At 73.2% G+C, this 11,997-nt stretch carries 10 protein-coding genes; 5 read left to right on the top strand and 5 right to left on the bottom strand.

Going from position 1 to position 11,997, the window contains the following annotated elements; all coding sequences use genetic code 11:
- A partial coding sequence (gene holA, locus VLJ82_RS06350; protein WP_408662484.1) for a DNA polymerase III subunit delta occupies positions 1-810 on the bottom strand: 810 nt, incomplete at its 3' end.
- 82 nt (positions 811-892) lie between these two features.
- Here holA and VLJ82_RS06345 point away from each other — a divergent pair.
- Positions 893-1,756: an alpha/beta hydrolase gene (locus tag VLJ82_RS06345; protein WP_408662483.1), complete on the top strand. Its 864-nt coding sequence runs from the start codon at positions 893-895 to the stop codon at positions 1,754-1,756.
- 36 nt (positions 1,757-1,792) lie between these two features.
- Positions 1,793-2,554, top strand: a complete 762-nt coding sequence (locus VLJ82_RS06340; RefSeq protein ID WP_408662482.1) for a class I SAM-dependent methyltransferase — start codon at positions 1,793-1,795, stop codon at positions 2,552-2,554.
- Positions 2,555-2,568: 14 nt separating this feature from the next.
- On the opposite strand, the gene VLJ82_RS06335 is transcribed toward VLJ82_RS06340, so the two are convergent.
- Both VLJ82_RS06335 and VLJ82_RS06330 read right to left on the bottom strand, forming a co-directional pair.
- Positions 2,569-3,975, bottom strand: a complete 1,407-nt coding sequence (locus VLJ82_RS06335; protein WP_408662481.1) for a hypothetical protein — start codon at positions 3,973-3,975, stop codon at positions 2,569-2,571.
- The gene (locus VLJ82_RS06330) at positions 3,972-4,592 is read right to left on the bottom strand and encodes a SigE family RNA polymerase sigma factor (RefSeq protein WP_408662480.1); all 621 of its coding nucleotides are present in this window, start codon (positions 4,590-4,592) and stop codon (positions 3,972-3,974) included. Before VLJ82_RS06330 ends, VLJ82_RS06335 begins: the two co-directional genes overlap by 4 nt.
- A 140-nt stretch (positions 4,593-4,732) precedes the next feature.
- Between VLJ82_RS06330 and VLJ82_RS06325 the strand changes: the two genes are divergently transcribed.
- From VLJ82_RS06325 to VLJ82_RS06315, 3 genes are all read left to right on the top strand, one after another.
- Positions 4,733-5,971, top strand: coding sequence for a hypothetical protein (locus VLJ82_RS06325; RefSeq protein ID WP_408662479.1), 1,239 nt, complete (start codon positions 4,733-4,735; stop codon positions 5,969-5,971).
- A 120-nt stretch (positions 5,972-6,091) separates the two neighbouring features.
- Positions 6,092-7,309 carry a TolB family protein gene (locus tag VLJ82_RS06320; RefSeq protein ID WP_408662478.1) on the top strand — a complete coding sequence of 406 codons (1,218 nt, stop codon included), beginning with the start codon at positions 6,092-6,094 and terminating at the stop codon, positions 7,307-7,309.
- Positions 7,310-7,463: 154 nt separating this feature from the next.
- Complete coding sequence (locus VLJ82_RS06315; RefSeq protein WP_408662477.1) at positions 7,464-7,940, top strand: hypothetical protein; 477 nt, start codon at positions 7,464-7,466, stop codon at positions 7,938-7,940.
- Positions 7,941-7,956: 16 nt separating this feature from the next.
- Here VLJ82_RS06315 and VLJ82_RS06310 read toward each other — a convergent pair whose 3' ends face one another.
- Positions 7,957-11,163, bottom strand: coding sequence for a ComEC/Rec2 family competence protein (locus tag VLJ82_RS06310; RefSeq protein WP_408662476.1), 3,207 nt, complete (start codon positions 11,161-11,163; stop codon positions 7,957-7,959).
- Positions 11,160-11,978 carry a helix-hairpin-helix domain-containing protein gene (locus tag VLJ82_RS06305; protein WP_408662475.1) on the bottom strand — a complete coding sequence of 273 codons (819 nt, stop codon included), beginning with the start codon at positions 11,976-11,978 and terminating at the stop codon, positions 11,160-11,162. Before VLJ82_RS06305 ends, VLJ82_RS06310 begins: the two co-directional genes overlap by 4 nt.
- Positions 11,979-11,997 lie beyond the last annotated feature (19 nt).

Below are 11,997 nucleotides of genomic sequence, written 5' to 3'. Positions count from 1 at the left end.
CCGCTTGACCTTCCACGGCGGCATGCCGAGCACCGGCGCCAGCCGGAACGGGTCCCCCGGCCCGGCGCCCAGCACCCGGGCCACCGTCCGGACCCCGTCGGCCAGCGCGTCGGCGATCACCACCGCCGGCACCCCGACGTTCAGCGCCCAGCGCAGGTTGGTCACCGCCTCGGCGACGTTGCCGACCACCGCCTGGTCGGCCACCGCGAACCCGCTGACCTCGGCCCGGCCCCGGTGGTAGGCCGCCACCGCGGCCACGTCGATGGAGCCGCCGGTGTCGCCGACCAGCTGGGCCACCGTCGCCGAGATCTCGCGCAGGTCGCTGCCCACCGCGTCCATCAGCGCGGCAGCCGCGTCGGGAGTGATCTTGCCCCGGAACCGGCGCACCTCGTTGCGCAGGAAGGTCCGGCGGTCCTCGAACCGGGTGATCCGGGCACAGCTGATCTCGGCGGGCTTGGCCTTGCGGACCGCGTCCAGCACCGCCTTGCCCTTCGCGCCGCCCAGGTGCTGGACCACCACGGCGGTGTCCGGGTCGGTGTCGAGCAGCAGCGGCACCACCGTCGCCACCCGCGCCGCGGGCAGGTCCTGGGCCGAGCGCAGCACCACCAGCCGGCGGCCGCCGAACAGCGACGGGCTGAGCAGCTGGAGCAGCTCGGCCGGCTCCACCGTGCCGGCCTCGGCCTCGTGCAGCTCGACGTCCGGGTCCTCGCCGGTCACCGCGTTGCGCAGGTCCTCCAGCGCCCGGCTGACCAGGAACTCCTCATCCCCCACCACCAGGGTCAGCGGGGCGACAGGGCTCGCGGCAGGCACGCGCTCATCCTCGCATGCGTCCCGCGTGCGGGCTGAGGTGCGATAGTCGGCCGGTCGGATCCGTACGCCGTGGAGGCCAGCGTTGACGCACACCACCCGCCGGGCGGTGCTGCTCGGCGGCCTCGGCGCGCTCGCCACCGCGGCGGCCGGGCTGACCGCGGTCGAGGCCGGCGTGCTCGGCGGACGCGACCGGCTGCCGGCCGGCGTTCCGACCGCCACGCCGGGCCGGCTGGTCAGCGGCAGCTTCGACTCGGCAGCCCGGCACGGGGCCCGGACGTCCTGGGCGGTGGCCTACCCACCCGGCCCGGACCGCGACAACCTGCCGGTGCTGATTTCGCTGCACGGCCGCGGCGGCAGCCACCGGGACTCGTTCACCGGCAGCCTGCACCTGCACCGGTTCCTCGCCGACGCGGTGGCGCACGGCAGCGCGCCGTTCGCCATCGCCGCGGTGGACGGCGGCGACCACGAGTACTGGCACCCGCGCCGCGACACCGACCCGGCCGCCATGGTGATCTCGGAGTTCCTGCCGCTGCTGGGCCGGCGTGGACTGGACACCACCCGGGTCGGGCTGTTCGGCTGGTCGATGGGCGGCTACGGCGCCCTGTACCTGGCCGGCCGGTTGGGCCGGGAGCGGACCGCGGTGGCCGTCGCCGAGAGCCCCGCGGTGTGGCACCAGGCCGGTCAGAGCGCCGCCGGAGCCTTCGACGACGCCGAGGACTTCGACGAGCATGCGATCTTCGGGCGGCTGGAGCTGCTGGCCGGCATCCCACTGCGGCTGGACTGCGGCGCCTCGGACGGGTTCGCGGCCGTCACCCGGGACCTGCGGGCGGCGCTGTCGCCGACCCCGGCGGGTGGCATCGAGCCGGGCGGGCACGACGCCGGCTATTGGCGCAGCCAGGCCGCGGCCCAGCTGCGCTTCGCCGCCGGGCAGCTCGCCGGCCGGTGAGCCCTGCGCTGACAGCCGTCTGGCACCCTGAGCGGCGTGCCTGCCGATCGGGAGTTCGAGCGACTGGTGGCCGAGGCGCAGGCCGTGCCGGTCGCCGGTTGGGACTTCTCCTGGTTCGACGGGCGGGCCAGCGAGCAACGGCCGTCCTGGCGGTACGCCGAGCGAATGGGCCGGCGGATGGCCGCGGCGACAGCGACGCTGGACCTGCAGACCGGCGGCGGTGAGGTGCTGGCCGGCATCCCGAGCGTTCCGCCGACGCTGTGCGCGACCGAGTCCTGGCCGCCGAACCTGGCCATCGCCCGGCGCAACCTGGCGCCGCTGGGCGGTGCGGTGGTGCGGGCCGCGGACGACCAGCCGCTGCCGTTCCGAACGGCGAGTTTCGACCTGGTGACGAGCCGGCACCCCACCGTGGTGCGGTGGGACGAGATCGCCAGGGTGCTGCGTCCGGGCGGTCGCTACCTGTCCCAGCAGATCGGCATCGGCTCCAACCGGGAGCTGTACGAGTTCCTGATGGGACCGCAACCGCATCCTCCGGGCAACGGCACGGAGCGGGCGTTGCGGGAGCTGAGGTCGGCGGGATTGGTGGCCGAGGACGTGCGGCACGAGGCGCTGGAGGTTCGCTTCGACGACATCGCCGCGGTGATCGTGTTCCTCCGCAAGGTGGTCTGGACGGTGCCGGACTTCTCGGTGCACCGGTACCGGGCCCGGCTCGCTGACCTGCACTCCCAGATCCGGCGAGCCGGGCCGTTCGTCTCACACTCCCAGCGGGTGCTGGTGGAGGCGTCCAAGCCTGGCTAGTGGGGGCTGCCGGCTCAGCAGTGCGCGGCAGGCAGCGCGCTCAGCGGCACCAGGCTCAGCCCAGCCGAGCCGAACGCCTGGCCGGAGTTGTGGCTGTCGGTGCCGAAGACCACGCTGTCTCCCACCACCGCCTGCACGATCGTGCCGATCGGAAACGCGACCGGCGTGCCGGTGCGCAGATCCACCAAGCCGTCCACGTTGTGCACCACCGCCGCGACAAAGGGAAAAACTGCCGCACTGATGCCGAGCAGGGTGCCGGCGGCGCGGTCCGCGGCATGGCTCAAGGGCTCAGTGCTCACCCCGGTGCCGCCCACGATCAGGACGGAGTAGCTGGCCGAATCGCCGTCGTACCGCAGCCAGGACAGCTTGCTGGTGCCGTCGAAGCCGAAGTTGCTCCCCCCGGTGGTCGCGTCCAGCTGAGCCTTGGTCAACGGCACCCCGGCGCCGTTGCGGAGGGTGGCGGTGATCGCCGAGGACTCGGATACCGATTCGTACATCACAGCCACGCCGCTGCCGTAGCCGACGAGCCCGGTAGCGTCGGCGGCGTTCCGCGAAGCGGCGGCGGAGTTCCGGGACAGATCCCAGGATTCCAGCGTGGTGGTCTCGGGATGGTTGTCGACCGAGGCCAGCCAGTACACCTTTCCGGCGGCGATCACCGGCGCTCCCCTGACCAACTTGCGTTCCGGATTCGGCTGGTCCGCCCCGCCGGCCAGCGTACGCAGGGTGCCGGTGCCACGCTGGTACAGCATCACCTGGTAGCGGTAGGGGTAGTCGGCCGAGTTCTGCGGACTGACGACGGCGAAGGTGACCCAGCCGGCTGAGATGGCCCCGGTCGGATCGGCCTGGACGAAGTCCTTGCTGCCCTGGGCGGTATAGATGACGTTGCCTCGGGTGTCGTGGTACAGGGCGAGCTCGAGGTCGGCATAGATCTGCGAGGTCTGGTCCGTCGGGGCGTTGCCCTGGGTAACGAGGTAATCCCCCGTCCCGCCGTTGGCGCTGACCACGGTGTTGAGGTCGTTGTCCCCCCGGAACGCCCCGGCGGTTATCGCCTGCAGCCAGCTGGCCGGTGCCTCCACCCAGCAGGACGCGTTCGTCGGCGTGGGCGTGGGCGTGGCGTTCGTCGGCGCGGACGAGGCGGTCGGTGTGGCGGTGGACGTGCCGAGCGGCGGGGCCGGCCGGGGCCGGCTTGCCTGGATTGCCACGATGGTGGCGGCAACCGCGACGAACACCGCCGCCGCGGCGGCCAGCACACCGAGGTGCTGCCAGCGCCAGCGGTCCCGGCCCGGCTCCAACCCGGCGGGCTTCCGGCGGCCATCGCCCGGGCCGGCGTCGAACTGCCGGACCTGCGTGATGGTGGCCGCCCGCTGCTGGAACAGCTCGGTCAGCCGGCGTTCGAGGTCGTCGGGGTCCGGAGCGCTCATCGGTTCGTCCCGTCGTCGGAGGAGTGCAGCAGGGTGATGTCGTCCGAGCCGCGCAGGTCGGCCAGCGCGCGGGAGGCCAGGCTGCGGACGGTGCCGCGCCGGCAGGCCAGCGTCTCGGCGATCTCGGCGTCGCTGTAGCCGAGGTAGTAGCGCATCACCAGCACCACCCGTTGCCGGTGTGGCAGCCCGGCTACCAGCTGCCACAGGCCGTCGGCGGAACCGGGATCGGACTCGCTCACCGGCCGGTCCGGGTCGACGGCGGTGAGCACCTCGGTGCTGGCCCGGCGGCGGGCCCAGCTGATGTTGGCGTTGACGATCGCCCGGCGGGCGTAGGCCAGCGGCTGCTCGATCTCCAGCCGGGCACCGAAGCGGCGGTGCATGGCCAGCAGCACGTCCTGGACGAGGTCCTCGGCCCGGCTCCGGTCGGCACTTACGAGGTAGGCGAACCTGGTCAGCTCGAGCCCGTGCTCGCGTGCGAAGTCGCCGAGGCCTCGGCCACCGGGGGCTTCGAAGCTGATGTCGGGCACCGCCGCCTCCACCCCGGGTGCCGGGCGGGCGGCCCGGGGTCCGTTGCGCCATACCCGCATTCCCGGATGCACGGCGATCTGTGTCGTCATACCCCTCAAACGGGGTGACGAACCGAAACTGTTGCACAGCCGGCTCTCGTTCGTGGCTGGATGGCACGGCCCGGAAATATCTCGGCCTGATCTTTATGCGTTATCCGCGCACATCCTTCCCCGGCGGTCACAATGACCAGGTGAGCAACCACCCTCCCGATCCGGGTGACGTCGACTGGCTCGACCTCGGGCCGGACCCGGACGAGGGCAAGCCGCCGAGAGATCCCCGGCGCCGCTACCTGTGGTACGGCGGCGGGGCCGCGCTGGTGGTAGCCCTGCTGGTTGCCCGTACCCAGAACGGCACCGACCGAGCCGCCTCGGCACCCCGGTCGCCGGCAGCCACCGTCTCGTCGAGCTCGGCAGCTGCGTCGGTCTCGGCGGCGGCGCCGGCTTCCTCGGGATCGTTCGCCAACCCGACGGCGACGCCGACCGCTTTTCCGAACGTTCCGGTGCAGGTGAGCAACGCCGGGCATCGGCTGCTCGACGTGCCTGCCGACTGGGAACTGTTCGCCCGGGGCGAGGACACCGTGATCCGGATCCAGCTGGCGCTCGGGCGGGCCACCATCACCGCCGTGCCCAGTACGAACCCCGAAAGCTCGGTGCTCTTCGTCGTCGGCGCCGACCGGGCCATCGTCCGCCCGTTGGACAACATCCCTGGCTCCGTGGTGCGAGACGGCAAACCGGCCGCGGACCTGCCGCAGTCCCTGTCGCAGGTTTTCACATTATTGCCGGGCCCCGACGCACGGCACCTGTGGACAGAGCAGGGCGGCGGGTTGTCACTGATCACCCTGGACGGCAAACCCACCGGTGCCACGATCGACATTCCGTCCTCGGGTTCGGTGGTCGGCTCCGACGGCGCCGGCTACGCGCTGCTGTCAGGTATGACCGGCGGCACCTACTACGCCACACCCCGCGCTGTGCACCGGATCACCAGCGGCCTGCTGGTAGCCAGCGGGCCCACCCGCTGGCTCACCGTCGAGTGCGATGACAGCCTCAACTGCGCCCTGGTGGTCATCGACCGAGCCAGCGGCGCTCGCCGCACCGTGGAGACGGTGACCGGAATGTACGGGCAGAACAACCTGCCCCTCTCACCGGACGGCAGGACCCTGGCAACACCCCAGCTCAACGACATCAGCGGTGGCACAGTCGAGCTGCTCGATCTCGATTCCGGAGTCCGCCGCCTGCTGGATGTGACCCCGAACGGCACCGACCAGCCCATCGGCCCCTCCCTCGTCTGGTCGCCGGACAGCCGGTGGCTGTTCATCGTCAATGCCGATCGGCAAGTGGTGGTCGTCAATCGGGCCACCGGCAAGGTGACGCCACTGGGCATGGACCTGCCACCGGTGCTCCAGCTGGCCTGGCGCCCCCGCACCGGCTGAGTCAGCCGGCCCGTCGGGCGCCGCTGGCTACCGTGCCCTGCCGGGGTTAGGGAGCCCACTTCCCGCCGGCTGGAAAGCCGGCTCCTCGCATGGCCCGGTGGAGCAGGGCAGGATGGGACGGTGGCCGATCGCGAGCCGGACCTGGACCCGGTGCACTGGCTGGACCTGGGACCGGACCCGGACCTGGCGCGTGACCGGCCGCCGCCGCGACGCTGGCGGTGGTGGTACGCGCTGGTCGCCGCGACGGTGCTGGCAGCGCTGCTGCTGACCCGCAACCAGAACGGCGCCGACTCTTCGCACCCCGCGCCGGCCGGGGCCGCTGCTCCGGTGTCGCCGCGCACCTCGGCGGCCGGGTTGCCCGGGATCCACCCGCCGCCACCGGGTCTCGGGACCGCGGACTCGGTATCTGTGGTCGATGCCGGCCACCCGCTGCTCGATGTGCCGGCCGGCTGGGAGTTGTTCGGGCAGGGGCAGGGGGTGGTGGTCCGGATCGAGCTCCGGAACGGCCGGGTCACCCGTACCGCGGCGCCGGAGGTGGGCGGCACCAACCGGATCTTCTTCGTGGTGGGACCGGACCGGGCGATCGTGCACCCGGTAGGTCTCGTTCCCGGCTACGTCGTGCGCGACGGCAGGCCGGCCGTGGCGTTGCCGCCCGCGCTGGACCAGGCCTTCTCGGTGCTGCCCGGCCCGGACCCGCGGCACCTGTGGGCAGAGACCCGGGCCGGCACCGGGTCGGCCCTGTCGCTGCTCACCCTGGACGGCCGGCCGGCCGGCATCCAGCTGCCCATTCCGCGGGACGCGTCGGTGCGAGCCTCCGACCGGGCGGGGAACGTGGTGATGTCAGGCACCGGCGGCGTGTACGACGCCCGGCCGGACGGCCTGCACCGGATCACCAGCGGGTCGCTGCTGGCGATCGGCCCCACCCGCTGGCTCACGCTGGAGTGCGACGAGACCTACCGCTGCGCCAGCGTGGTGACCGACCGCGGCACCGGCCGGCGGCAGACCGTGGCCACGCCGCTCGACGCGTACGCGCAGAACTCGGGCGCGATCTCACCGGACGGCCGGACGGCCGCGTTGCTGCAGCCCAACGGGCAGGGCTCGCTCAACCTGCACCTGCTCGACCTGAGCACCGGCGGCGTCCGGGTCACCGGCGTGACGACCAGTGTGGACCGGACCGGCGGAAGCCGGACCCTGGCCTGGTCGCCGGACAGCCGCTGGTTGTTCGCGACCGACGGCACCGGCCGGCTGCTGGCCCTCAGCCGGACCGGCCAGGAGGTCAGCCTCGACGTCACGGTGGGCCCCATCGACCAGATCGCGTTGCGCACTGCCTCACGCTGACCGCCACCCCGCACACGGTAGTGAATTGTGGATATGTATTCCCGAGTTCGGTCGCGGTGTTAGGAGGACTTGTGCGCTGAACGCCTTCCCGTTGCCCGCTGCCGACGCTACGGTCCGAGTCCCTTGACAGCACCGGACGTTATGGAGGCGTGCTATGCGCATCAGGATCGCGGTACTTCTCGCTGGCGCACTTGCCCTGGCAGGGACGCTGTCGCTGACGACGGCGTCGCAGGCCAGCACCACCCACGTCGACCTGTCGATCACCGGGAACACCGTCGCGGGCTACACCACCGGGGGGTATGACAAGGAGCTGCCGGTGGTCTTCACCATGAAGAACCGGAGCGGGACCGCCGTCTCGGTGGACTTCTACTTCACCTTCGGCAACGCTACCGCTGAGTTATCGGACTACACCTGCCCGCTGATCTCCAACCATGCCCTCATCGATCCGGATTCGCCGGCCTGTGAGCCCGGCGTGCTCGGCGCCCGGAGGAGCACCAGCGCGGCCATCCTGGTCACGCCGACCATCTCCAGCGGCACCGTGACGGTGACCGCCTGCGCGCAGGACGAGGACGGCTACCCCGACCCGGTCCCCGCCGACAACTGCAAGACGGTCAGCATCCCCGTCGGCTGACTCTCCACGGCGCATATCAGCTGAGCGCGGTGTCGGCGTAGTGGGCCATCGCGTCGCGGTAGAACTCGGCCAGCCCCTCGGCGATCCGGTCGTAGTTGGCCTTGAAGCGCTGGTCCTCGACATACATCCGGCCCAGGTTGGTGAAGGCGGCGGCGTCCGGGGTCCAGAACCGGCACACCCCCCGGTACGCGGCGTCGATCTCGGCCTGCACGGGCGCGCTGTCCACCGCGGCGCCGGCCACCATCAACTCCGCCATCCGGATCATGGCCGCCGTCATCTCCCGCTGCAGCCGCTCGGTGTCCGCTTCGGTCAGCGTGCCGGCGTAGGCCTGCGACTGCTCCCATTCCGCCGGCCAGCGCCGGCGGGCCTCCTCGTCGTAGACCGACGGGTCGAAACCTTCGAACAGGTTCTCCGGCCGGTTGATCCGGGCCATGGCGGTGCCCTCCTCCGAGTGTTGGTCGTCGTGGGTGAGCTGGTCGACGGTCAGTTCGTCGATGGTGCGGGCCACGGTGTGCGCGAGGACCGTGAGCCGGTCCCGTTCGCGCAGCAGCCGCCGGTGATGCGCGCGAAGCGCCTGCACGGCGTCGAGCTGACTGTCCAGGATGCTGCGGATGTCGGCCAGCCCCAGGCCGAGTTCGCGCAGCAGCAGGATCTGCTGCAACCGCAGCAGCTCGGCCTGGGCGTAGTAGCGGTAACCGTTGGCGCCGACCTGTGCCGGCGGCAGCAGGCCGATCTCGTCGTAGTGCCGCAGCGTCCGCGAGCTGACACCGGACATCCGGGCCACCTCGGCGATCGACCAGGCCATGTCTCTCCCCCTCGCAGGTCGGCCGGCACCGCGTCGGAGTGGCGGTGCTCTCGCCGACGGTAGGGGTTGACGCCGCGGCAAGGTCAAGCGGAATCTGCCGGTTGCGGTGCCGGCGGAGCGCACCACCGGCACCAGCCGGCCGGCCCGGTTCACCACCGCGATGTCGCCCTGCTGGTCGGTGCGGGCGAACGGCATGCCCAGCCTGGCCAGCTCGGCGATCAGCACCGGCGACGGGTGGCCGTAGTCGTTGCCGGCCCCGACCGAGATCAGTGCCAGCCGGGCCTGGCTGGCCTGCAGGAACGCCGGGTCGGAGTAGGCGCTGCCGTGGTGCGGCACCTTGAGAATGTCGGCGCGCAGGTCGGCGCCGCTGCCGAGCAGGTCGTCCTGCGCCTCTACCTCGGCATCGCCCGGCAGCAGGATCCGCACCCCAGCCACGGTCGCGCGCAGCACCACCGAGGAGTTGTTCGGGTCCGACCGGGAGCCGGCGAAGACATGGCCTGGACCCAGCACGTCGAGATGGCTCTGACCGGCGTCGAGGTGCTGGCCGGCACGGGCCTGTTCCAGCCGCAGGTGACGGCCGGCCAGTGCCGAGAGGATCAGCCGGTTGCCGGAGGCGGGCTCGGACAGCGGTGAGACGAGCACCCGGTCGACCTGGCGCCCGTGCAGCACCCCGGCCAGGCCGCCGACGTGGTCGAGGTGATCGTGGCTCAGCACCAGCACCGTGACCCGGGTGATGCCCAGCTCGTGCAGGCAGCGATCCACCGGCACCGGGTCGGGGCCGGCGTCGATCACCACGGCGCTGCCCCGGCCGGCGTTGAGCGCCAGCGCGTCCCCCTGGCCCACGTCGCAGGCGACGACGAGCCAGCCGGGCGGCGGCCAGCCAGCCAGCACCGCCCGTCCCGGGATCTGGATCAGGACACCGAGCACGACCGCCACGCCGAGCAGCGCCCGGGCCGCCGGCCGGCGGCACACCAGCACCGTCGCAATGCTCAGGCCGGCCAGCAGCAGGCCGCCGCGCACCCCGGCCGGCCAGGGCAGCGAGGCGCCGGGCAGCGACCCGAAGTACTTGGCCACCCAGACCAGCCACCGGCAGGGCCAGCCGGCCAGCTGGGCCAGCAGCACCGCCAGCGGCAGCCACAGCACCGAGGCCAACGCGGCCAGCAGGCCGAGGATGGTCACCGTCGCCACCACCGGCTCGGCCAGCACGTTGGCCGGGATCGCCACCAGGCTGATCCGCCCGCCCAGGCCGGCGATGATCGGCGCGGTGGCCAGGTGAGCCGCCGCGGCGACCGCCAGCGCCTCGGCCAGGCCGGCCGGCACCCGCCGGCGGCGCAGCGCCTGGACCCAGCCCGGCGCGACCAGCAGCAGCGCGGCGGTCGCGGCCACCGACAGTGCGAAGCCGGCGCTGACCGCCAGGCCCGGCTGCCACAGCAGCAACCCGAAGCTGGCCGCGGCCAGCACTGGCAGCGCCGCACGTTGCCGTCCGGTGGCCAGCGCCACCAGCGCGATGCCGGCCATGACCGCTGCCCGCAGCACGCTGGGCGACGGCCGGGCCAGCACCACGAAGCCGACCAGCACCACCGTGCTGACCAGCGCGATCGCCGCCGGCGAGGCCCGGACGCGCCGCAGCAGCAACGCCACCGTGCCGATCAGCAGGCTCAAGTTGGTGCCGCTGACTGCGGTCAGGTGGCTGAGGCCGGCCACCCGGAACCGTTCGGCCAGCACCGGGTCCAGCTCGCTGGTGTCACCTTCCACCAGGCCGGGAAGCAGCCCGCGGGGCAGCACCGGCAGGCCGGCCGCCGCCTGCCGCAGGCCTGAGCGCAGCCGGCCGGCCCCGCGCTGCCACCACGGCGGCCGGCCCAGCAGTTCCGGTTTCGAGCGGGCCAGGACGGTGGCTGCCAGCAGGTTGCCCGGCAGCGGCGGGCGCAACCGGCCGTCCAGGCGCACCCGTTGGCCGGGCAGCACCCCGCGCCAGGCGTCGGCCGGCCCGAGCACCAGCACCGCGCCGGACAGCCTGGCCCACCGGCCGCCGTGCAGCACCGCGAGCAGCTGGGCGTCCACCGCCACGGTGGGCGACCCACCGGAGCTGCCGGCGCCCAGCGGTCGCGGATCGCCGCGCACCCGCAGCTCGGCGCTGACCTCGACGCCGGCTTGCGCCAGCCCGGCCAGGGCGCCGTCGTGGGCCGCGTGCAGCCGGACGGCCAGCGGGGCGAGCAGCACCGCCGCGCAGCAGGCCGCGAACGCGCCGGCGAACAGCACCGGCCACCAGCGGGCCGCGACACCCAGCACCACCGCCACCAGGACGGCGCCGAGCACCGCCAGGGCAACCGCGGCAGCGCTGCGTTCCAGCCCCCACAGCACCGCCGCCCAGCCGGCCAGGGCACCCGAGGCCAGCCGCAGGTCGAGCGGCTCGCTCATCCCACCGTCACCAGCGGCTTGAGGTCGGCGAACTTGCTGTCGCCGATGCCGGACACCGCGTTCAGCTGGTCGACCGAGTCGAAACGGCCGTGCTCGGTGCGCCAGTCCAGGATGTGCTGGGCCAGCACCGGCCCGACGCCGGGCAGCGCGTCCAGCTGGGCGAGGGTGGCCGAGTTCAGGTCGAGCGGACCGGCGCCGCCCGGCGACCCGGCATCCGGCGGCCCGGCGGGCCCCCCGGTGCCGGCCGGTGCGGTCACCCCGATCACCACCTGCTCGCCGTCGGCCAGCTTGCGGGCCAGGTTCACCGACACCGGGTCCACCCCGGCCAGCAGCCCACCGGCGGCTCGTACCGCGTCGTCCACCCGGGCACCGGCCGGCAGCCGGTAGACGCCGGGCCGGCGCACCTTGCCCACCACGTCCACCACCAGCACCGGACCGGCCGCCGCGGGAGAGCCAGACCGCCCGGCCGAACCACCCAACGGCGCGCCCGAAACACTCGGCGGGGCAGCCGAACCGCTCGACGGCGCGGCACTGACCGACGGCGCGCCGGTAGGCGCGGACTCGGCGGCCAGCATCGGATGCGGCCGGGACGCCAGCACCCAACCCCCGGCCACCAGCACCGTCAGCACGGTCACCATCGCCATGGCCAGCACGCCCCGGCGACCCGGATTGAGCCGGGTACCAGCCGGCCGGTACGGCTCGCCGGGCTCCAACGCGCCGAGCTGCGCCGATGCGGAGCCGCCCAACAGCCGGCCTACCAGGACACCGGCTGCCGCCAGCCTGGCCGCCCACCCACGCTCAGAACCCCGTTCCACCCGGACGACGCTAGGCAGC

The organism is Jatrophihabitans sp., from assembly GCF_035474675.1.
GTDB lineage: Bacteria > Actinomycetota > Actinomycetes > Mycobacteriales > Jatrophihabitantaceae > Jatrophihabitans_A.
This window is presented reverse-complemented; position numbering and strand designations above follow the sequence as displayed.